The organism is Bradyrhizobium sp. NP1 (assembly GCF_030378205.1).
Lineage (GTDB): Bacteria > Pseudomonadota > Alphaproteobacteria > Rhizobiales > Xanthobacteraceae > Bradyrhizobium.
The window spans coordinates 4,711,336-4,733,231 of the sequence record NZ_CP127385.1; the positions used below are offsets into that span (position 1 = coordinate 4,711,336).

The window sequence follows — 21,896 nt, forward strand, 5'->3', positions numbered from 1 at the left end:
CGTCGTGGATGTGGGCAGTTCATCGGTGATGGTGTGTACACAATTTCCTCCCGGATTCTAACCATCGTTTTCGCTTCTCTTTCGCGGGCCGTATGCGTCTGCTACGCCGTCAACGTGAATTGAAATACGGCCCCCCGCGGTTCATTGGCGCACGCCCACAAGCGTCCGCCATGCGCCTCAATAATCGAACGGCAGATCGATAAGCCCATCCCCAAGCCGTCTGGTTTGGTGGTGTAAAAGGCCTCAAACAACCGTTCGACCCCCTCAGGCATCAACCCCGGACCTGAATCCCGCACCGAAACGACAACCCCAGAGTCGGTCTTTGCGGTGCTGATCAGTAATTCCCTCGGTCCCCCGCTCATTCCGCTCATCGCCTCGATGGCGTTGATGAGCAAATTGAGAATTACTTGTTGCAGTCGGACGCGATCCCCCTGAATCGCCGGCAGGTTCTCCGCAAGCTGAGCTTGAACCGAAACGCCGTTCTTCTCCATTTCCCGGCTGGTCAACGCGATAACCTCCAGGATCACTTCGTTGATCTCCAAGCTAGCCTTCTGCGGGGGAGCCTTTCTGACGAGCGCGCGGATCCGGTCCATGACTTCACCGGCGCGAACGCCGCTCTCCAGGATGAGACCGAGCGCCTCCCGGACCTCCTGGAGGTTTGGCGGATTGGCGCCGAGCCACCGTAAAGCGGCATCGGCATAGGTGACCGCCGCCCCGATCGGCTGATTGATCTCGTGCGCAATCGAAGCTGATAATTGTCCCATCGTTGCGACGCGATTCGCGTGCGCGAGCTCCATTTGCATTTCGCGCGCCGCAGCTTCCGCCCGCTTGAGCTCAGTCAGATCAAGTACGAAGCCGACGCCCTCATTCGGCCTTCCCTCGAACACCGCGCGGCCGACCAGCACCGGCACGCGGCTACCATCCTTGCGGAAGTACTCTTTCTCTTCGGGTTGGACGGCCCCTTTAACGCTTGCGTCTACCAAGGCGCGTGTGGTGCGATCACGCCATTCCGGAGGCGTCAATTCCATCCAACTCAGATGGCCAGCCTTGAGATCCTCTCTGTCGTATCCCACAATACGGAGAAAGGCGTCGTTAGCATCGATGATCCGACCGTCCAAATTCCATATGACGATGCCGATGATGTTCGAGTCGACCAGCCGTCTTATCCTCGCCTCACGCTCTTGCAGATCATCATAGAGACGGATGTTCTCCAATGAAATCGCCGCCTGCGACGCCAGCAGTTTGAGGATGACGATCCGGTCTGGCGTGAAGACATGCGGAGCCAAATTGTTCTCGAGGTAGAGCGATCCAACCAGTCTGGCTTCCTTGAGCAGCGGCAGGCAGAGAATTGAACGCGCGTGATGCCGACGAATGTACTCGTCGGATAAAAACTGTTTCTCGCTTGACGCATCGTGCAATAGAATGCTGTCCTTTGTTCGGGCAACATAGTGAAGGACCGATTCTGGAAGGTCCGCAGCGGTCACGCTTGTTTGCCGTGGATCGACTGCCACCGTATCGCTGTCCGCCGTCGCTTCCGCCACCGTTCGATACTCATCACCTCGCGCAAGGATCAAGAGACCTCGCTCAGCGCCCGCGTGCTCAATTGCTGCACGCATGAGCGTGTCGATTAGCTTCTCCAAGACGATCTCGCCCGATATGGCTTGTGAGAGCTTTATTACAGCACCAAGATCCAGTTGCTCGGCGGGTGTAAGGATCGTGCTCGTCGGATCGGGTTGCGGCTTCCTATCTCTGAGGTGCGGATATAGCCCGTCGAGTTGACGTACCTTGCCATCGGCCCCCCATTGCAGATAGCAGTCGCGGGCGTCCCGCAAATACGTGTCTGCGATCTTATCGAAGCCACGTGCCTTGTAGAAGCGCGCGGCGAGCTCGTTGGCGAGCGCTTCATTGTGCACAAATCCGTTTGCGTGCGCCGAGCGGATGGCCTGCTCGTACAAACGCATCGCGTCCACCTCGCGACCGTTGATGCGGGCAATTTCGGCGGCAGCCAGCGCGGCGCGATTTTCGAAATTCTCTGGGCAATTTTCTGCCCAGACTTGGAGCTGCCTGTTGTGAGTTGCTAGAGCTTCAAAATGCTGCTGTCTCAGGTCGAGAGATGCAGAATCCCAAGATGCTGCGTACGCAAGCGCGCTATAAAAGTGAAATTCTGCCGTTTCGAATTGTGACGGCGATGTCCAAAGCAGCCGTTTCGCCGTCAATGAGGCATCGACGGCTGAGGCATAATCCCCGGCAAAGAAGCGGGCTTGCAGCTTTCGGATCGAATACCAGCACTCAGCTTCCGCCACAACCAGACCGCTTGAAAGATGTTGTTCATATTGAAGCTCATCGAATTTCTCATCGTCGAAAAAGCCGAATTTCGCTGTCAACCCACGGAGGCTTAGGATTAGTCTGAGCTGGGCTGTGATGTCATCGACTATGAGACCGAAGCCAAGCTTCCGCGCGAACTCCAGACCCTTCTCGGCTTCATATTGCACCTCTGCGAGCCGATCTCCCGCCGCCAAAAGATTTGTGACGAGGTGGTTACAGCTATAGGCCGCGAAAGTAAGGTCACCGGTTTCGTGTGCGATATCGAATGCGCGACGCACCAAATCGCGACCGGCCTGGACATGTTTCGCCCACGGTATGACCATGTTTCCGAAACACATATAGGTTCGAGCCTGAAATCGCTTCAGCCCATGTTTTTCGACAAGCTCATAGCCTAATCGACCGAAACGGAAGCCATCCTGGTAGTTGCCAAACCGCGGTCCAGAAATGACGGCAAGCCATACATATGCGAACCCTGATCCGTCGCTATTGCCGTGCTCGAGGCTGAGATTGACCATATGGCAAATGACAAGCGAAGATAGATTTTCGTCGGTAAAATACGCCGCCGACATTACTTTTGTCAGAACATCCATCGTCGATAGGGAGACAGCGTCGGTCATTAAAGGGAGTTCGGTAAGGGCATCGATCGCGCGCCTTCCGAGCAGCGACCAGATCCGATCGTATTCTTGTCGCACGTGCTCGTATGTTGGATGCGGCGACCATTCGACTCCTACATGTCGCAGATAGTTAAGACAGACCGCAACTGCGCGCCCGCTCTGATCAAGTATCGTATAGAGATCAACCTGCAGACACGTGATGATCGCTAGCTCGATCGTGCTTGCGGCGCGCGATGAAAGCATCGTCAGGCGACCCGCTGCTGCCGCCAACTGGCCAGATAGAAGCTCGCATTCAGCTCGATGCAATTCCAACGTGAAAGTGAGCTCTCGTCTTCGCTCCCAGGCGTCGTCGCCCAACAGTGCTTGGCCGGCGATGAGATATCCAAGCGCCGAGGCGTAGGCCGTGGATGCCTGAGCGCGCTTGCCTGCGATCAGGTTGAGCTCAGCCACATCCTCGCGTTCTTCTCGCGAAGTGATCATTGTCGTGCCGCGGTTGAACTGATTGACAATATCGAAGATTGCGTCCTTTCTCTGCTCTGGAGGAGTATGCATCAGCAGCAGCCTCCCTATTCGAAGGTGAGCTTCCGCGCGCGACCGTTCTGAGACTAGGGAGTATGCTGCTTCCTGAACGCGATCATGCAGGAATTTGTAGGAAATCTCCGAGCGGAAGATGAGGCCCGCTCTGACTGCTTCCCAAAGCTTGGCGTGAATTTCCTCGTCGGGGTCCTGATACACCATCCTCAGCGTGGCGAACTCTGCACTGTTGCCAAGACAGGCAAGTTGCCTCACGGCGTGCTGAGTTTCGACCGGCAGCCGGCTCAATTTTTCTACCATAAGGTCCACCACATTATCGGTGTAACCCTTGGCGCGAATCCGAGCCAAGTCCCAGGTCCATCGCGAAGCGCTATAATCGAAGTTGAGCAGCCCCTCTTCGGCAAGCGAAGAAATAAACTGAATAGTAAAAAATGGATTGCCATCAGTTTTTGCGTGAACCAACTGTGCTAACGGAGCTGCACGCTCTGGATCGCAGCGAAGAGAATCTCCAATCAGGTATTCCAGGTCCTCAAGGACCAGCGGCACGAGGACGATCTCCTGCGCGGTCGCTCCAGCTTTTCGAATCTTTTCTAGCTTGCGCGTCAGTGGATGTGTGGAATCGACGTCGTTGTCGCGATAGGCGCCAATCAACATCAGGTGCCGCACATCCGGCTGAGTCAGCAGGTCCTCGAATAAATCGAGCGTTGCCGCGTCGAGCCATTGCAAGTCGTCGAGGAAGAGAGCAAGCGGATGCTCCGGTCGCGCGAAGACGCTGATGAATCGCCGGAGGACCAACTGGAAGCGGCGCTGTGCATCCAATGGCGGAAGAATAGGGAGCGGCGGCTGTTCTCCTACGATAAGCTTCAATTCAGGGACAAGATCTACGATGAGCAATGCGTTCGGACCAAGCGCCTCTTGAAAGGAGTCGCGCCAGATGCGCAGCTCGGGTTCGCTTCTGCTCAGGAGGGGGCGGACAAGGCCCTGAAGCGCTTGTGCCAACGTGGCATACGGGATGTCACGCTTATACCGGTCGAACTTGCCCGAGGCAAAAAGGGCTCGCGGCGAAACGAGCACCTTGTGCAGCTCATTGACGACGGAGGACTTGCCGATCCCGGAATGACCAGAGACGAGCACCAATTCCGGCCTGCCACTCGCTACGACGCGGTCGAAGGCGGCAAGCAGAATCTCGGTTTCGGATGCTCGTCCATACAATTTCTCGGGAATCACTAGCCGGTCGGAGGAGTCATGCTCGCCAAGCGGAAATTCGTCGATGCGGCACTGGCTTTCCCATTGGACAAGGCAGCGTCGCAGATCATTCTCGACCCCGACCGCTGTCTGGTAGCGTTCCTCAGCCGTCTTGGCGAGTAGCTTCATGATGATTGCGGAGACAGGAGCCGGAACATTCTCCAACCGGTTGCTTGGCGGCGTCGGTTTTCTCGCGATATGGCAGTGAACCCATTCCATCGGATCGGAGGCCATGAACGGAAGACTGCCAGTCAGCATTTGGTAGAGCGTGATTCCGAGTGAATAGAGATCACTCCGGGAATCGATCGAGCGATTCATCCGCCCTGTCTGCTCCGGCGCCATGTAAGCGAGAGTTCCGGCGATGAACTCGGGCGCATCGGCCGACTGGCGTTCGCGCGGAAGACGCGAAGCGATGCCAAAGCCGGTCAGCCAAGCTTGACCGGTCGTGCAATCGACGAGGACATTGGTCGGCTTGATGTCCTTGTGAATGAGACCACAATGATGCAAGTGACCTAGCGCGGCCGACAAGGCAACTGCGAGGCGCAGGAATGTTCTAGTTTCCACGCGCGGAGCGATAAGGCGGTCAAGCGGCTCGCCCTGCGGGTCTTTGAGCACGAGTATGGTTCGCCCACGCTCGCGCACAAGCCCCAACGGTCGAGCCGCCCATGCATCGTCCAAGTCGTCCTTGATTTCATATTCATGCGTGAGACGATTGAGGCTGTTGGGCGTCGGGTGCTCCGTGACCGGAAGCACTACCAGGACAGATTGCCGATCGCCATTGGCACACGTACGCCATCTTCTGCAGAGGAGGCGTTCGGCGTCCTCCCACAACACCTCGGAGCCAATATCACGATTCTCGATGAACCAAGAGGATGGGTCCATGCCAAGCCACACGTCCTTACGAAACATGGAAACGCGGTTGCACGGTGCTGTCGCTAATATCAAGGCCTCAATATCAGGACCTCGCGGTTTTAGCCCTTCCCAGAGAGGTCGGGTGAGCCCCTGAAATTCCTTCTAGTTTTGGCGGTCCGTTGTGGGTGAGCAAGCCACGACGGTATCATAATATTGCAGCCCACTAGGCGCCAAACCCATCGAATTTCTGCCCGGCTAATTCATCCGACCTCTTCGGCGTCCCGTCCAAAAACCCGGGCTGTCAAAAACTGCGGACCTCCATGTCGATCGCCCCAATTTAGCCGCGCACTAGCGTCCAATTCTTTCCCCTTTCAGACTGAACGGTGCGCTCGCGCATCAGCGGGTTCGTCTGTATACCTGAAGCGCGATCACCGCGGTTGGCAAGTAGGAACACTTGGGGCGAGTCATTACGTTAGGTTCCCAGGCTCGTCTCCAATTTCCCGACAGGTGCCGGAGGCATGGAAAGCGCGCTGAACGCCACCTTCGAAGTTATGACATTCGGGGCCGTCCTTGTCCTCGTGGTGCTGGGCCTCGGCATCATCGCCGGAATGATGGGCATCTTCAACTTCGCCCATGGCGAGTTTGTACTGCTCGGCGCCTACACCACATATCTAGTTTACAGCTTCGGGCTGCCGGTTTGGCTCGGCATGCTCGCGGCCCCCCTTGTGGTGGCGGCGATCGGCTTTGTTCTCGAGCGCCTTGTTATCCGACGCTTCTATGCCGCTCCAGTTGCCGCCATGCTTGGGACCTACGCGCTTGGCCTTGTCATTCGGGAGGGCGTGCGCAGCCTCATCGGCGGTCTTTATATCTCGGTGCCGGAGCCGATCGCCGGCTCGCTAACTGTCGGAAACGTCCAACTCTCGCGTTGGCGGTGCGCCATCATCGTTATCACCGCCGTGGTGACGATCGCCACCTACCTACTGCTAACACGGACTTCCTTTGGGCTACGCGTGCGCGCGGCACTCGAGAATCCGTCTCTCGCCCGCGCCTCCGGCATCTCGACCAACGTCCTCTATGCCGTTATTTTTACTTACGGGACGGCTCTCGCCGGCCTCGCTGGCGCACTGGTAGTTCCCATGTTCTCGCTTTTCGCCGATCTCGGCATCCGCTTTCTCATTGAGGGCTTCTTCGCGATCATGTTGGGAGGCGTCGGCACGTTCGAAGGATCGGTTGCCGGCGCCGCTGTAGTCGGCGCGCTGAGCGCGGCGCTACCCTGGGCAGTAGCGCCCGTGCTGGCCGACGTCCTAATCCTCGTCATCGCTATTGTTTTCGTCAAACTTAAGCCGGGAGGACTGATAGCGGAAAGGAGAAGGTGAACCATGCGAAAGCAAATTAAGGTCAGCAGTATCCCTTCCTTGATGGACCGGCGGCGGTTTCTGCAGAGTACCGCCTGGATGAGCGGAGCGCTCGCGACCGGCATCAGCAGCTGGGCCATTCGGCCTAGCTGGGTGTATGCGGCGGCACCGATCAAGGTCGGTATCGCAACCGATCTCACTGGCGCCATAGCGTATGAAGGCACAGCTAATGCCAACGTCGCCAAAATGGTGGTCAAGGACATCAACAGTGCCGGCGGTATTCTGGGTCGCCCGATTGAACTCCTCATCGTAGACACAGCCTCCGACGAATCGGTCGCCGTCGCCAATGTTCGGAGACTCATCCAGCGCGACAAGGTTGACGTCGTGCTGGGTGGCATCACCAGTTCGATGCGTAATGCCATCAAGGACGTTATCGTCACACACGGGAAGAGGCTCTATATTTATCCAGAGCAATACGAGGGCAAGGAATGCACGCCCTACATCTTTTGCACTGGACCGACCCCCGCGCAGCAATGCGACCAATTCATCCCCTGGCTGATCAAGAACGGCGGCAAACGCTTTGCGCTCCCGTCCGCAAATTATGTGTGGCCGCATGTCCTCAATGAATATGCCCGCAAGATCATTGAAAACAACGGCGGTGAGGTGATCTTCGAGGAGTATTATCCGCTCGACCAAATCGAATACGGCGCTACGGTCAATAAGATCATGACCAATAGCGTCGAAGTGGTATTCAACACCATAATCGCGCCTGGCGTAGGACCTTTCTTCAAACAGCTCTACCAAGCCGGCTTCGGAAAACGCGGCGGCCGCCTCGCTTGCGTCTTTTTCGACGAGAACGCGTTCAACCTCAATGCACCCCACGAAATCGAAGGGCTGGCTAGTTGCCTCGACTATTTCCGCGCGGTGACATCTGAGGATCCGGCCAGTGCAAGAATTCAGGCGGAGTATGATGAAGAATTCCCCGGCAAAATCCTTTTTGCAGCCGGTAGCGCGGCGACCGGCATGTATCGCGGCCTGAAATTGTGGGAATTGGCCGTGAAGGAGGCGGGCAATCTCGAGCGCGAGAATGTCGCCGCAGCGCTTGACCATGCGAAGATCTACGAGGGACCTGGCGGACCTGCGCAAATGGTGCCGGGTAGGCGTCACTGCAAGATGAACATGTATATAGCCGTTGCCAAGAATGCAGATTTCGAGATTGTCGCGCGCAGCGAGGGTCTCGTCGATCCGAGGGAGTGCTGAAGGCTGGCCAAGAACACACCAGCGTCGTCGAGCATCACCGCCTCAGGTGGCAATCTCCGGAGGCAAGTGATTCCTGTACTAGAGATTGTGCTTTTCGTCGTGTTTGCGGCGGCTCCAATTGTCCTCGGGGACTATCTCACGGTCTTCGTTACGCGCGTTTTCATCCTTGCGCTGCTAGCGCTTAGCTTCGATCTTGCATGGGGATATTCCGGCATCTTGAGCTTCGGGCAGGCACTCTTCTTCGGCGCGGCGGGATACGGCGTTGCCCTTGTGGCTCGCGACCTCGAAATTGCATCGATTTTTATCGTCTTGCCAGCTGCGCTTGCCATCGGCCTGATTTCGTCGTTTGGCTTAGGCGCGCTTCTGCTGCTCGGGCGCAATCCGCCGACAAAGATCTTCGTCGCGTTGGGTACCCTCAGCGGCTCTTATGTGGCGGAGCGGCTCGCGCGGGGCTGGTATTACATCGGCGGGCAAAATGGCATTCCTTCCATCCCGCCGATGACCTTGGGTGGCTATGAATTTGTCGAAGGGCGCTACTACTACTATCTCGCCTTTAGCGTTCTTGCGATTGTCTATCTCGCTTGTCGCTTCGTTGTGCGTTCACAGTTCGGACTCGCGCTCGCTGGCGCGCGAGAGCACGAGACGCGCATCGCCTTCTTCGGCTACAACACGCCGGAGCTAAAGCTAATCGGGTTCTCTCTGGCGGGTGGTATCGCCGGACTCGCCGGCGGCCTCTACACCTTCCACGAGGGCTTCGTGTGGCCCAACATCCTGGGTGTGGTGCTATCGACGCAAATCGTACTCTCCGCTCTTTTGGGTGGCGCCGGTACGCTGATCGGCCCCGTTATCGGCGTCATGGCAATCGAGATCGCAGGGTTCTGGCTAGCCGACAGCTTTCCCAAAATCTGGCACATTATCCTCGGGTTGCTGCTGCTTCTCGTCGTCGTATTCTCGCCGACCGGGCTGATCGGGCTCGTGGTGTCCGACCGTGAACGGGTAGGCAGCTTCGGTTGCCCTCTTCCGCCCCGTCGCCATTCCGATGTGGGAGTTGATGATGGCACTACTTGAAGTGCGTGGGCTCACCAAGCTTTTTGGACGATTTGTGGCGCTAGGTGGCGTCGACCTAACCGTCGGCGAAAATGAATTTCACGGTCTCATCGGTCCCAACGGCTCCGGCAAGAGCACGCTGATGAAATGCGTGGCTGGCGCCGAATTCCCGACCGAAGGAACGATCCACTTCGTTGGCCGCGAGATCACCACGACCACACCTGCGGAGCGAGCACGCGCCGGCCTCAGCCTCAAATTCCAAATCACCAGTGTGCTCCCGGCGCTTACAGTGTACGACAACGTACTCCTCGCGCTACAGGCCCGAAGCTCAACCGTTAGCTTGATCTTCTCACGTACGCGCAGAGCACTCTATCAACGAGTTATGCACCTGCTCCAACAGTTCCACTTAACTGAATGGTGCTGGGAACGAGCAGCCGCACTATCGCACGGTCATCAGCAATGGCTCGAAATCGCCATGTCCGTCGCGTGCAAGCCGCAGCTACTCTTGCTCGACGAACCAACTGCTGGGATGAGTCTCGAAGAGCGACGCATCACGGGCGAGTTGCTGATGCCAATCAGGCGGCACTGCTCGCTGGTGATCGTCGAGCACGACCTCGACTTTATTCGCAATATTTGCGACGTTATCACTGTCCTCGACCAGGGAAAGGTGATCGACACTGGCACGGTCAAACACATACAGAACAGCCGGAGAGTGCAGGAGGTATATCTTATTCGTGTCTGAGTTGGCGTTTCTCCAAGTTAGCGAGCTTTGCGTCTCATACGGGCTTAGTCAGGTGCTGTTCGATGTAACTCTCGCGGCGCCAAGACATGGCGGCGTGGCGGTGCTTGGTCGAAACGGCGCTGGCAAATCGACACTGCTGAAGACAATTGTCGGCGAGCTCGGGCCTAGCAGCGGTAGCATCACGTTGAACCTTCAGGACATCACGCAACTGCCGACCGAACGTCGAATTCATGCGGGCCTGGGCTACGTGCCGCAGGAGTATTCCGTCTTTAACCGGCTGAGTGTACGTGAGAACCTTGAGGTGGGCGCACTCACGAAGCGAGACCGGTCAGCGATCGATCAGGTGCTCGCATGGTTCCCAAAGCTCGGTCGACGGCTCGATCAGACGGCAGGAACGCTTTCTGGTGGTGAGCGCAAAATGCTGGCGATCGGCCGTGCCGTCTTGTCGGGTCCCAAGCTCCTGCTGCTCGATGAGCCGACTGAGGGGGTGTGGATTGGCGTTGTGGAGGAGATCGCCGATTGCTTGCGGGACCTTGTCAAAAACATCGCCCTCGTTATTGTCGAGCAGCATCTTGAGCTTGCGCTCGGCGTAGCCGACTACGCTTACGTGCTCGATCGAGGTCGGGTCGCTCTTGAGGGCAAGTCGGCTGCTGTGCGCAAAGATTCAAGGCTTCTGCAGCTTCTCGCACCCTAGGCGGGTAAGGCGACGTCGAGGCTGGCAGCGCAAGTGATTTCACGAGCTTCTCTACAGCCGAGCGAAACAAATCGTCGTCTACGATCGATATGAGCGGAAGCTCTGCCAACCGTTCGTTTCACTATCGAGCCGCCGGCTTACTCCCGGCCGGGACAGAGTGCTGTGGATCGGTTATTCTAGACCTGGGCGTTGGCATTCCAATTTTTTCTTGTCCCCGAATGCCGAGATTCTCAGCAATGAGCACCAGATCGGCCAGTGATTTCATGCCCATCTTTCGCATCATGTGACCACGGTGAATTTTCACGGTCATTTCGCTTATGCCAATTCTGTGAGCCACCTCCTTGTTCATAAGACCGGCTGTCACTAGCGCCATAATTTGACGCTCGCGAGGGCTCAGCGTTTCAAACCGGGCTCGGATATCCAGATTGGACTGCTCTTCCCTACGACGTTTTAGATCGCGTTCAAGAGCCCTGGTTACTGCATCAAGCATCTCCTGATCGCGAAACGGCTTTGTTAGGAAGTCGACTGCGCCGGCCTTCATTGCCTTGACCGACATGGGAATATCCCCATGACCGGTGATGAAGATGATGGGTATGTTGACCCCTAAACGACTGAGTTCTGTTTGCAAATCAAACCCGCTCAGCCGAGGTAGTCTGACATCTAGGACCAAGCAGCTTGGGACGGCAGGAAATGGATGTTCCAGCAGTTCCGTTGCGGATGCGAACGTTCTTACGCTTAGTCCGACCGAACGAAATAGGCTGCTGAGTGCGCCGCGAGCGAGCGGATCATCGTCGATCACAATTACAGTTGAGTCGTCCGTAGTTGGGACGGCGGAGCCAGCAGGCGCGCTTTTTTTCATTGCGCGAACTTCCGTTTGACCCAGTGAAACTTCGAGTTTTCGACTGAAGTAATTCATTGTCATTGTACCACGACCATGTTGCTAAGCCGAACGCTTTGTCCAACGGAGTGAGCATCCCAAGAATGAACAGCCCCGTCTCGGAGGAATTTGATCCGGCCCGGAGGACCTTGCTTTTTTAGGTGGAATTTCGGCCTGTTGCGGGCTGACGGGAATAGGGGCGGCCTCAATTATCCTCGTCCGGGAGGAACGGCTGCGTCGGGATCGGCAGTTTGCCCGCACCTGGCGAGAACAGCTCCCTGGGTTCCCTCCCTTCGGAGCGATTGCGGGGGTACTCGGCGTGGTATACCCTTGATACCGCTTCAACAATGCCCTTTTGGGTGTCCGCGGTACCTTGAGGAGCTGCGGCACCGTTCTCCGCGACGACGCGTTTCGCCACGGCAGGAAGACTGGACGGCGCGCCGTCACTAAGAGCGCGTCCATCGTGAACCAGGTGCGGTGATGGGACTCTCAGAGCGGCCTGCAAGCTCGGTCATAACTATTGCGGGGCACGCTGAACACGTTTGTTCGGTCGCCGAGGGGGCGACGCCTCCCCCGGGAATAGAAGCGGTATCGAGCTCCTGGCAAAGATCAGCAAAAAAATACGGCCTCGATCCAGTCGATAGCAAGGCGCCAAGCATCCTCACGCCTGCTGAGTTGAAACATTTTCGCGAACCGCTGGATAAACTCATCTTCACCGCCCAAGAGGAGATAGATCAATTATACAAGGTGGTTTGCGAAGCCGGATATGCCGTCTTGTTCTGCGATAGCTCGGGCGTAGCAGTCGCCCATCGTGGCGAAGATGCACGGGCAAGCCAGTTCGAATATTGGGGAACTTGGCTCGGCGGGGTGTGGTCCGAGGAGGTGGAGGGCACGAACGGCATCGGTACCTGCATCGTCGAAGAGCGGCCTGTAACTGTTCACAGAAGTCAGCATTTTAGGTCCAGACACATTAATTTAAGCTGCTCCGGCGCGCCCGTATTCGGGGTCGATGGGCGACTGATGGCAGTCCTGGACGTCTCTGCCATCGATCCCGAACTCTCCGAGCGAGCGCACGCTCTGACTGGCGCACTCACAGTACGATCGGCGCGCGTGATAGAAGAGCGATTTTTTCGTGAGCAGTTCCGTCGAGAGTGGATCGTTGCGGTAGCGCCGCTGGAGGGAGGCGCTCAGGGCATGCTGCTGGCGATTGACGGCAACCAACGCATCATCGGCGCAAACCGCGTCGCGCGCACGTCCCTTCTGCTCGATGACCGCGGGCTCCGGACGGGTATCAGCTTGTGGTCGATCTTCGAGCGAAATGTGGACCTCTTCCGGCGCCAAGACCGACCCGATATCTCTGCGCGATTGCTCATCGTTGGCAGCAATGACAGTAGGCCCGTGCTTGTGACCCCACCCGATCACCCCACGAGTGGCTCGAGTAATCCAACGAACTGCAACCTGCACACGCGCCCGCGCCTAGGCTCGATTGATATCTCGAGGCCGCCCCCAACACCGCAAGCGCACGGCGGATTGTCGCCTAGTGCGATGCGCCGGGTACGGGAATACGTGGAAGTGCATTTAGGCGAAAATATCGATTTGTCGATGCTGGCCGGAGTCGCTGGACTTTCAGTGCATCATTTTGCGCGACAATTTAAGCAGTCCGCCGGGCTAACGCCGCATGTCTACCTCACGCAAAAGCGAATCGAACGCGCGCAGGAAATGTTGGTTCGGACGGATCTCCCGCTAGCGCAAATTGCGTTCGCTGTGGGGTTTTTCGATCAAGGTCATCTAGCGCGTCATTTCCGTCACATGCTAGGCACGACCCCTCGAGAGTTTCGCTGGTCGCAAGGATAGACGACCGATCCCTTATTCGCGCACTCCTCGAAGAACCATCAAAGAAGCCCACCCTAGCTCGAGCACAGCACCTGTCGCAGTCTATGGACGCCTAAAGGCGCGATCATCCATATCATCAACTCATCCACGAAAACCCCATCTAGAACTTCGAGCACATGCCGTCACGCTGACTCCTGCACTCCGATCCCCTAGCTGATGCGCTTCGATTTTTTCTGATAACTCAGTTTTCCCATTCCAGCAGTCTCCGACAACACGTCGCCGCATGACTGATAAGCGGCCGATTTCGGAACGCATCAGGAAGCCAGAACGGTGATCGGCGTTGAACGCGCGTCTCACAACGCAAATCTGAGGAGGAGGAAGCGGCATTACGCGCCAACGCGTAACACACTGCTGATGTATCTGCCCGCTTGAGAGCGCAAGCGACTCTAACAGACCTGCCTACGCGCTTCGATGTGTAAACGCGCCACACCCGACCGGAGGTTGGCGCGAAGTGCGACCGTTGGATGCGGAATTCTCGCCGCGTCTGGCATCAGAAAAATGATTCTTTTTCAACCGCGGGGTCGTAGGTCGTAGGCCGCGCCGGGGATCTGGTACAGTTACTTGTGGTGGTGGTGGCGTGAAAGCGTTCTTAGCCTCGGATAGAACGCGCTACTTGCAAAGGCACTCATGGGATAGATCGATTGAACCGATGGCCGGCCTGCATTCAACACATCAGCATTCGGGTGGTAAAATGCGTACGCGCCCGGCTCCTGCACTGCCGCCTGTGCCAACGCAGGAAATTCACCGCTGACCATCAGTAGGGCAACCGTTCCGATTATTCTAAACATGATCATCTCGCTCTCCTTGTCTAACACTCAGAATATCGCGGGCGCTCAAAACGTCTTGATCGGTCATGCTGTTTGTTTGCTGAAATTGCGTTGTTTCATTTGACTCTCAAAGACGCAGCTTCCTCACAAGGCAGCAGACAAAGAGCCATAAAGCTCCTGCGCGGCCACCACGTTTCAAACGAACGTCATGGCTGATTGCGCAAGGACCCGTCTATCCCTCACCAGAATCACCAGAACGGGTTGCGAGCAAAGGGCAATCGACGCAAACCTTTGTTTAGTACCTGCAACCATCTCGGCTATCACCGCGCACCCAAGTACGAATAGAGCTATCCAACCCATCGTTCTAGTCTCGCTGCCAGTTCTACTTGGTCGATTGCCTAGCCCGCCACGTCAACGATTTCGGCCAGCAGATCGAGCGCAGGTGTGAACGAAGCGCGACAACAGACAAGGAATGACAACGCGAACCAACACCAAGATCGGAGGAGAAAGAAATGCTCAAAAACTCCCAAACTGCACAGCATGGCGCGCCAAGGCGCTGCGCGGTCTGTGACGGACCGTTTGGTCTCATCCGGTACTATTCCTGGCGAACTCCCCTGTGTTCTAAGAAATGCGTCGAACACCTCAAGGCCCGCCGCGAGGAGGGCCGCAAATGGCTGCGCCGATTTGAGACCGCCTAGAAGGCGATGCACTCACAAAAAGGAATTGCAAGTTTCATACACCCTCGATCGGCCAGCCACACATCGACCGAGACTCATCCTGTCGCCAGTACCTAGGGCGCATTCTTTCAGATCGCTCGCAGCAGTCTAGCTGCTACGATCTTGCGAATGAAATGAGAAGAAAAGCTTGTCTTGGGCTCTGGCACGATGTCGAGTATAACTCATGACCGTTGACCGACCGCTAATTGCTATTATCGATAGTGACGATTCTTTGCGAGCGGAATTGCGGATCTTGCTCGGCGCGGCGGCCTTTGCGGTCGAGCTTTTCAATTCGGCCGAAGAATTCTTGAAAAGGAACAGGCCTCAATCACCCCAATGCATCGTGTTGGACGTGCGGCTGCCGGGAATGAGCGGTCTCGATCTTCAATCCCGACAAGCAAAGGTTGGATGCAAAACACCCTTGGTGTTTCTTACCGCTTATGATGAGGTAAGGACGTCCGTTCGGGCGATGAAAGCCGGGGCCATCGACTATCTTATCAAGCCCTTTCAGGATAAAGAGCTACTCGATGCGGTGAATCGCGGCATCGAGTCTGATCGCGCAAAGCGTTTGCAAAGACAGACCTTTGACGAGCTGCGCACTAGGCTCGTATCGCTGTCGCCTCGCGAAAGAGAGACGATGGTGTTGCTCTCAGCAGGACAGGGACCCAAGCAGATTGCGGGCAAATTGGGGGTCTGCACACACACGGCTCGCGTTCACAGTAGCCGGATTATGTACAAGATGGGGGCACGATCTATCGCCGATCTGGTGCGGATGGCGGACAAGCTGGGACATGTGCCGGGCAAAGAAGCAATTCGTTCCGACGACATCCCTGTGAGCAACTGCTGCGGAGCTCCCCGCCGAGATTCGAACGTCCGCAAGTCTTACGGCTCTTCAACGGATGGCAGCCGCGGTCAATCTATGGCGGCCGCCCCTTCACTATCCTGAGGTCACCACATTCCCGCCGGCGCGAGCCGGTTGTTCGCAGAGGCATTGGGGTCGCATGCACAGTGCTAGTGCACGCGACAGTACCATCATGGCAATGTCGATTCCGTCTATGATATGACTCCACACGCCAGCCCGCTGTCAGCGAACGAAGCGGCTGGAGCAAGAGGTGTACGGACCGAACGTATCCGGCAGATCGCCCCAGGGTGCTCCAGATCGCAGGCCCCGTTGAGAACACGATGGTCGTTCACCGGAACTCCACACGTTTTGTTGGGTGGCTTCTGCTTGATTGCGAACCATTCATAACACGACTAAGCGGACCGCCTGTATGGGCTTGACGATCTGCCGCTCGATCGTCGAGACCCATGGGGGACGGCCCTGAGCCACGGTGTGCGAACCACGCGGATACTTGCTTCGATTTACGATTCCTGCCCAGCAAGACGCGACGTCGTAATCATCCGGGAGCGTGCGCGCGACGCTGCATGTCACTGCCCGCCTAGTTTTTATGGCACGCGGGCCCAAGGACCGAGCGACGAAAGGTATCCTCTCCAGCGTGCTTCTGGCCTAAATTAACCACGAGCCGGCCCTGGGCGATCGCGTGAGACGTGACGCTTGTTGTCGCCCTATTTGAACTCCCTGCGATATTCGCTTGGCGTCCAGCCTGTAATCTTGCGGAAGGCCACACTAAATGAGCTTGTTTGAGAGTAGCCAACCGTAAACCCGACGTCGGTGATCGAGATTGATGGATCTGCCAAGAGCAGTTTAGCCTGTTCCATGCGCCTTCGTACTTGGTACTGATGCGGCGGAATCCCGAAAGATTTTTTGAAGGCCCGACAAAAATGGTGCTGACTCAAACGGGCGAGTCGCGCAAGCGTGACGAGGCAAATTTGCTCGCCTAAATGTTCCTCAATATAGCCCACGACAGCGCGCTTCTGCCAACAAGCAAGGCCTCCACGAGTCAGGGCTGCATCACGCTCGTTGTTATCGTCACAGCGGGACAACTCAATTGCGAGCACGCTAGAAAGCGCGGACAAGTAGAGTGTTCTCCTTGCTTGCCCATTTTCGATCGCGCTCTTCAACTTGGCTGCGGTTTCCCAAACGACGAGGTCCTCAAAATGTACTCTCGCGGCATAGTCGATTTCTCCGCCATTCCGGAGAATCGTTGGATCCAAATACAGAAACGTCAAGCGGGTGGATGCAGCGGTCTCGAGCCGCTCTCGATAGCCGCAGCCAGCCGGGACGAAAGTGAGCTTCTTTGCAAGATTTCGAATCTTAGATGGTGAAAATCCATCAACTAAGGTTTCGCCATCTCGGCGGGCGCCCTCGTTGTACATTGCCAGGAGGTGCACGGGACCTTGGAATTCCAGCTCTATCGTCCTCCCAAGCGGCGCATGTATACTTTCCGCAAACCAACCGGGACAACCGGTACCGAGACGCTTCACGAACTCAACCGGAGCAATTTGGACAGTAGGGTGAAGAAGCCTATTATCACTTGAAGGGGATTTGATACCGACAGGCGGTCTGGTTTCCTCCAAATCCCGGAGGTCAACTGCAGTATGACTGGCACCGCCATGTGGCGAGCCTATCCTTGCGGGCCGTTCGCTCGACGCGCTCGTCATCATCCATGTCACCAGCTGATTCCTTCTCCGACGTAACACTTGTCCAAAATCATAGGCTCGGTGGCTCGGATAGCGCTATTCCGACGTAGGTTACTCCTGGTTCCCGATGGTCGTAGTCACGCAAACCAACGGTCTATCTTGGGTCTTTCGAACGGTAACTTCCGTCGAGGGTTCGTTACATCAAAAGCCGTTGGTTAATCCGCCCCCCACGATCGCCCGGCTCGTTCTCTTATCAATCCGCCACAATGCGACGATTTTCGGAGGAAGAGCTGCGCCGCTGTTTGAGACTGATTTCAGCGCGCAAAGCCACTAGATCAGCGAGCAGCCTGGGATCGCAGTAACGTGGAGGCCAAGACTAGCCTCAAGGACCGTGTCACAAAGCTTTGCGAAGCGCGCTAATCTGGCAAGATGCCGCGACAATCCGGAAATAGCTGAAGGTGTCAAGTTCGCGCACTATGCGCAGACCTCCACTACCGCCCCCTTAAACTGAGTTGGGAAAATGTCTGCGAAATCAGCAACGCTGCAAGCCGCATCCGCGCCGGTCTGTTTAGTTCTCACCATGCAGTCAGCAGAAGCGCACCGCTTCGCGTTGCGGTCCCTTTCCGCCTTAGCTGACGCTCCGTCGCTGCTTGCGCCTAGGCCACCGAGCCAACCAAATGTCTGACACCTATTTCTGTGTCTTCTGGGCCGAAAAGGATGCCGAGCGAAAGGCTCTTTCCGCGAAGCCCGAAAGCAATTCGGCTTCCACGTTCCGCCTCCGGGCGCCGTCACGCTCTGTTCGGGTGGCGAAGATATCCGCGCTTTCCCCGGCAAAACGCTAGATCGGCGCGAGCGAAGCGCTCGATGCGGCGCAGCTTGCCCGCGACGGGGGTGTCGCGTGTCGATAGCCCGGACAACTTGTCAAAAGACTGAATACGCCGGGTCAATTGAATGAGTGGCGAGGTAAGCAAACCTAAAGCGACGCCGCGGCCAACCCGCCCTTCTCTAGAATGAACCCGGCGATTTCATCGACGCCGTGTCCGCTTTTCAGATTGGAAAAAATGAATGGTCGCGTACCTCGCATGCGTCGGGCGTCCGACTCCATAACCTGAAGATTGGCACCTACCAGCGGAGCGAGATCGATCTTGTTGATCACAAGCAGATCGGACCGCGTTATGCCGGGACCGCCTTTGCGTGGGATCTTTTCGCCTGCGGCGACGTCGATCACGTAGATAGTCAAGTCCGCGAGTTCGGGACTAAAGGTAGCCGCGAGATTGTCGCCACCTGACTCTACGAAACAGAGCTCTGCTTGCGGGAATCTCAAATTCATGTCCTCGATCGCGGCGAGATTCATGGAGGCGTCCTCACGTATCGCCGCGTGAGGGCAGCCGCCTGTCTCCACGCCCATGATACGCTCTGCTGGCAACGCTTGGGCGCGGGTCAGAATGAGTTGATCTTCCTTGGTGTAGATGTCGTTCGTAATCACATAAATGTCGTAGAAATCTCGGAGATGCTTACATAACGCCTCTACGAGAGCCGTCTTGCCCGAGCCGACTGGTCCTCCGATCCCGACGCGGAGTGGACCGTGGTATACCGGAGCGAACTTGCCGCGAAGAGGGGACGTCCCGCTTTCAACTGTCCTCATGACCGGAACAACCTCGTATATTGAGTTTCATGCGCAATGGAGGCGAGTTCGACCATAAAGCCCGCGGAGCCCAGGTTATCGAGCGTGGCGCAGGCTCCTTGTGCGCTCGCAGACAATACCGCGTGCTCAAGCTCCGCGATAGCGAGTTGACCGTCGGTTTGCCCGAGGGGGATCAGTCTCACGCCGGCGATTACCAAATTGGCGACATAGCTGTGCAGAAATGCCGGTAGCGCGACGCCTGCCGGGATCCCCTCCACTGCCGTCCGAGCGCCGAGGACAACGGCTAGCACCGGCTGGACCTGGATCTCCCCGAAGAAGTCCAGGATAGGATCAGGCCAAACTTTGCGGAGTGTGTTGAGGCAAGCGGTCGCTTGTTGCGACGATTCAAGCGCGAATTCCGGTGTCCCACGCGAGGCCCCTGCCACCTCCGCGACCCTCATCAAATTGGCCCGGTCGTCGTTGATCGCACAGCGATATGCCTCGGTGAAGAAGACCGCTTCATTCCGCCCGGATCCGTAGCAAAGATCTGCCTCCAGCCAATCGACAAGGCTTGAGCGGTCATAGACGTGACCAGCTTCGGCGGCCCATTCGAGACCATGCGAGTAACTGTAGGCGCCGTTCGGGAAGTTCGGCGAAAGCCAGCTTAGAAGTCGCAAAAAGCATAGAGGCGAGCACAGGCGCTCTTCGTTCGTCATAATATTCATCCATTGTACTCGTGAGTACACGTCGGCATATCAGTACATAAAGTAACGTTGAGCCATTGGCAGCACCTTCACGGGCGCGCAAGTGAGCAGCCGCCCATCTGCTCGCACTTCATAGGTTTCTGGATCAACCTCCATGTGAGGGACGGCGTTGTTGAGAATCATCGAATGCTTACCGATCTTGCGCGTATTCGAGACAGGAAGAAGTCTCTTCGCAAGGCCGAGGACCTTGTTTCTCACCAGGGATGCCTCGCTGACGAACGTCACTGAGCTCCTGGTCAGAGAACGTCCGAACGCGCCAAACATCGGCCGATAATATTGAGGCTGGGGAGTGGGAATGGAAGCGTTGGGATCACCAATGATAGCCGCGGCGATCGTGCCAGACTTGAGAACCATGTCGGGCTTTACGCCAAAAAAGGCTGGGTCCCAGATTACGATGTCTGCAAGCTTTCCGACTTCAATTGAGCCGACATAGTTGGAAATACCCTGGGCTATCGCAGGATTGATCGTGTATTTCGCGACGTAGCGCCGTGCTCTGAAGTTATCGTTGCCACCATTCTCCTCAGCCAATTTCCCGAACTGCTTCTTCATCTTGTCTGCGGTCTGCCACGTGCGGGTAATCACCTCACCGACGCGCCCCATTGCCTGGCTGTCTGACGATACGATAGAGAGAGCTCCCAGATCGTGCAAAATGTCTTCCGCGGCTATGGTCTCCTTGCGTATCCGGCTCTCAGCGAAGGCGACGTCCTCTGGAATACGACGATCAAGATGATGCGTGACCATGAGCATATCGAGCGCTTCGTCGAGCGTATTCACTGTATAGGGCCGTGTTGGATTTGTCGAAGCCGGGATAACGTTCCCCTCGCCACACACTTTTATGATATCCGGCGCATGTCCGCCTCCGGCGCCCTCGGTGTGAAATGTATGGATCGTTCTGCCCTTGAATGCGGCGATGGTTTTTTCCACGTAACCACCCTCATTAAGAGAGTCGGTATGGATCAAGACTTGCACATCCATGTCGTCCGCGACGGAAAGGCAGCAGTCGATCACAGCGGGCGTCGCGCCCCAGTCTTCGTGCAGTTTGAGACCGCACACACCAGCCTCGATCTGCTCAACGAGGCCAGCGGCCAGGCTCGCGTTACCTTTACCGAAAATGCCGAGGTTCATTGGGAAAGCGTCCGCTGCCTCGAGCATCCGCTGAATATGCCAAGGGCCTGGGGTGCAGGTTGTTGCCGCTGTACCTGTCGCCGGTCCGGTTCCTCCACCCATCATCGTTGTTAGGCCCGAATAGAGCGCCTCCTCGATCTGTTGCGGGCAGATGTAATGGACATGAGTGTCGATCCCGCCCGCGGTAATGATCTTGCCTTCTCCTGCAATGATCTCAGTACCAGGTCCGATGACTATGTCGACGTTGGGCTGCACGTCGGGATTGCCGGCCTTCCCAATCCCTGAAATGAGCCCATCATTGATAGCGATGTCCGCCTTCACGACACCCCAGTGATCAAGAATCAGGGCGTTGGTGATGACGGTATCAACGGCTCCCTGGCTGCGCGTACGCTGTGACTGTCCCATGCCGTCACGAATGACTTTCCCTCCGCCGAATTTCACCTCCTCTCCGTAAGTCGTGAAGTCCCTCTCCACCTCTATCAGCAGATCAGTATCTGCGAGACGAACCTTATCCCCGACCGTCGGTCCGAACATCTGCGCATAGGCGGCGCGGCCCATTGTGTGGGGCATTTAGTTACCTCAATCGCCTGAAGTGGCCGCGGCGCCACTCGGTGACGGCAAAGGCCCCATCACCAGGGCGCTAAAGCCATAAACTACGCGGGCGCCGCCATAAGGAATCAATGACACTTCGCGCGACTGCCCCGGCTCAAATCGCACGGCCGTCCCGGCCGGGATATCGAGGCGGCGACCGACAGCGGCGTTTCGATCAAAAGCGAGAGCCGCATTTGTCTCAGCGAAATGATAGTGGCTGCCCACTTGAATAGGCCGATCTCCGGTGTTGGCAACCTCAATTGAGATGGCTGTCCTATCCTTGTTCAGGACAATCTCACCGGATGCTGGAAAGACCTCGCCAGGGATCAC

The 21,896-nt window shown here is 56.8% G+C and carries 15 protein-coding genes and 1 pseudogene; 7 read left to right on the forward strand and 9 right to left on the reverse strand.

Going from position 1 to position 21,896, the window contains the following annotated elements; translation table 11 throughout:
• Nucleotides 1–101 precede the first annotated feature (101 nt).
• Nucleotides 102–5,600: a trifunctional serine/threonine-protein kinase/ATP-binding protein/sensor histidine kinase gene (locus tag QOU61_RS22800; protein ID WP_289661681.1), complete on the reverse strand. Its 5,499-nt coding sequence runs from the start codon at nt 5,598–5,600 to the stop codon at nt 102–104.
• A 488-nt stretch (nt 5,601–6,088) separates the two neighbouring features.
• Here QOU61_RS22800 and QOU61_RS22805 point away from each other — a divergent pair, with 488 nt between their 5' ends.
• The 5 genes from QOU61_RS22805 (at nt 6,089) to QOU61_RS22825 (ending at nt 10,668) form a co-directional block, all read left to right on the forward strand.
• Nucleotides 6,089–6,946, forward strand: a complete 858-nt coding sequence (locus QOU61_RS22805; protein WP_289653450.1) for a branched-chain amino acid ABC transporter permease — start codon at nt 6,089–6,091, stop codon at nt 6,944–6,946.
• Nucleotides 6,947–6,949: 3 nt separating this feature from the next.
• Nucleotides 6,950–8,185 carry a substrate-binding protein gene (locus QOU61_RS22810; protein ID WP_289653451.1) on the forward strand — a complete coding sequence of 412 codons (1,236 nt, stop codon included), beginning with the start codon at nt 6,950–6,952 and terminating at the stop codon, nt 8,183–8,185.
• 66 nt (nt 8,186–8,251) lie between these two features.
• Nucleotides 8,252–9,253, forward strand: a complete 1,002-nt coding sequence (locus tag QOU61_RS22815) for a branched-chain amino acid ABC transporter permease (RefSeq protein WP_502876807.1) — start codon at nt 8,252–8,254, stop codon at nt 9,251–9,253.
• The gene (locus QOU61_RS22820; protein WP_289653452.1) at nt 9,240–9,974 is read left to right on the forward strand and encodes an ABC transporter ATP-binding protein; all 735 of its coding nucleotides are present in this window, start codon (nt 9,240–9,242) and stop codon (nt 9,972–9,974) included. Before QOU61_RS22815 ends, QOU61_RS22820 begins: the two co-directional genes overlap by 14 nt.
• Nucleotides 9,967–10,668, forward strand: a complete 702-nt coding sequence (locus QOU61_RS22825; protein ID WP_289653453.1) for an ABC transporter ATP-binding protein — start codon at nt 9,967–9,969, stop codon at nt 10,666–10,668. The genes QOU61_RS22820 and QOU61_RS22825 overlap by 8 nt, the downstream gene beginning before the upstream one ends.
• A 121-nt stretch (nt 10,669–10,789) precedes the next feature.
• Here QOU61_RS22825 and QOU61_RS22830 read toward each other — a convergent pair whose 3' ends face one another.
• Nucleotides 10,790–11,527, reverse strand: a complete 738-nt coding sequence (locus QOU61_RS22830) for a response regulator transcription factor (RefSeq protein WP_289661686.1) — start codon at nt 11,525–11,527, stop codon at nt 10,790–10,792.
• Nucleotides 11,528–12,025: 498 nt separating this feature from the next.
• On the opposite strand from QOU61_RS22830, the gene QOU61_RS22835 reads away from it, so the two are divergent.
• Nucleotides 12,026–13,399 carry a helix-turn-helix domain-containing protein gene (locus QOU61_RS22835; protein WP_289653454.1) on the forward strand — a complete coding sequence of 458 codons (1,374 nt, stop codon included), beginning with the start codon at nt 12,026–12,028 and terminating at the stop codon, nt 13,397–13,399.
• A gap of 596 nt (nt 13,400–13,995) precedes the next feature.
• Here the strand turns inward: QOU61_RS22835 and QOU61_RS22840 are convergent.
• Nucleotides 13,996–14,232 carry a hypothetical protein gene (locus QOU61_RS22840; protein ID WP_289653455.1) on the reverse strand — a complete coding sequence of 79 codons (237 nt, stop codon included), beginning with the start codon at nt 14,230–14,232 and terminating at the stop codon, nt 13,996–13,998.
• A gap of 873 nt (nt 14,233–15,105) precedes the next feature.
• Here QOU61_RS22840 and QOU61_RS22845 point away from each other — a divergent pair.
• Nucleotides 15,106–15,867 carry a response regulator transcription factor gene (locus QOU61_RS22845; RefSeq protein WP_289653456.1) on the forward strand — a complete coding sequence of 254 codons (762 nt, stop codon included), beginning with the start codon at nt 15,106–15,108 and terminating at the stop codon, nt 15,865–15,867.
• 141 nt (nt 15,868–16,008) lie between these two features.
• Here the strand turns inward: QOU61_RS22845 and QOU61_RS22850 are convergent.
• From QOU61_RS22850 to QOU61_RS22875, 6 genes and pseudogenes are all read right to left on the reverse strand, one after another.
• A pseudogene (locus QOU61_RS22850) lies at nt 16,009–16,154 on the reverse strand (IS5/IS1182 family transposase); the annotation flags it as partial.
• 333 nt (nt 16,155–16,487) lie between these two features.
• Nucleotides 16,488–17,306, reverse strand: coding sequence for a helix-turn-helix transcriptional regulator (locus QOU61_RS22855; RefSeq protein ID WP_289653457.1), 819 nt, complete (start codon nt 17,304–17,306; stop codon nt 16,488–16,490).
• Nucleotides 17,307–18,435: 1,129 nt separating this feature from the next.
• The gene (gene ureG / locus QOU61_RS22860) at nt 18,436–19,107 is read right to left on the reverse strand and encodes an urease accessory protein UreG (RefSeq protein WP_289653458.1); all 672 of its coding nucleotides are present in this window, start codon (nt 19,105–19,107) and stop codon (nt 18,436–18,438) included.
• Nucleotides 19,104–19,811: an urease accessory protein UreF gene (locus QOU61_RS22865; RefSeq protein ID WP_289653459.1), complete on the reverse strand. Its 708-nt coding sequence runs from the start codon at nt 19,809–19,811 to the stop codon at nt 19,104–19,106. Before QOU61_RS22865 ends, ureG begins: the two co-directional genes overlap by 4 nt.
• A gap of 30 nt (nt 19,812–19,841) precedes the next feature.
• Nucleotides 19,842–21,545: an urease subunit alpha gene (ureC, locus tag QOU61_RS22870; protein WP_289653460.1), complete on the reverse strand. Its 1,704-nt coding sequence runs from the start codon at nt 21,543–21,545 to the stop codon at nt 19,842–19,844.
• Nucleotides 21,546–21,554: 9 nt separating this feature from the next.
• Complete coding sequence (locus tag QOU61_RS22875; RefSeq protein ID WP_289653461.1) at nt 21,555–21,896, reverse strand: urease subunit beta; 342 nt, start codon at nt 21,894–21,896, stop codon at nt 21,555–21,557.

Excerpts from the sequence above, each read along its gene's own strand:
- ureC (WP_289653460.1), bottom strand. The coding sequence starts at position 21,545 with ATGCCCCACACAATGGGCCGCGCCGCCTATGCGCAGATGTTCGGACCG.
- QOU61_RS22800 (WP_289661681.1), bottom strand. The coding sequence starts at position 5,600 with ATGGACCCATCCTCTTGGTTCATCGAGAATCGTGATATTGGCTCCGAG.
- QOU61_RS22805 (WP_289653450.1), top strand. The coding sequence starts at position 6,089 with ATGGAAAGCGCGCTGAACGCCACCTTCGAAGTTATGACATTCGGGGCC.
- QOU61_RS22830 (WP_289661686.1), bottom strand. The coding sequence starts at position 11,527 with ATGAAAAAAAGCGCGCCTGCTGGCTCCGCCGTCCCAACTACGGACGAC.
- ureG (WP_289653458.1), bottom strand. The coding sequence starts at position 19,107 with ATGAGGACAGTTGAAAGCGGGACGTCCCCTCTTCGCGGCAAGTTCGCT.
- QOU61_RS22810 (WP_289653451.1), top strand. The coding sequence starts at position 6,950 with ATGCGAAAGCAAATTAAGGTCAGCAGTATCCCTTCCTTGATGGACCGG.
- QOU61_RS22865 (WP_289653459.1), bottom strand. The coding sequence starts at position 19,811 with ATGAATATTATGACGAACGAAGAGCGCCTGTGCTCGCCTCTATGCTTT.
- QOU61_RS22835 (WP_289653454.1), top strand. The coding sequence starts at position 12,026 with ATGGGACTCTCAGAGCGGCCTGCAAGCTCGGTCATAACTATTGCGGGG.
- QOU61_RS22820 (WP_289653452.1), top strand. The coding sequence starts at position 9,240 with ATGGCACTACTTGAAGTGCGTGGGCTCACCAAGCTTTTTGGACGATTT.
- QOU61_RS22845 (WP_289653456.1), top strand. The coding sequence starts at position 15,106 with ATGACCGTTGACCGACCGCTAATTGCTATTATCGATAGTGACGATTCT.
- QOU61_RS22840 (WP_289653455.1), bottom strand. The coding sequence starts at position 14,232 with ATGATCATGTTTAGAATAATCGGAACGGTTGCCCTACTGATGGTCAGC.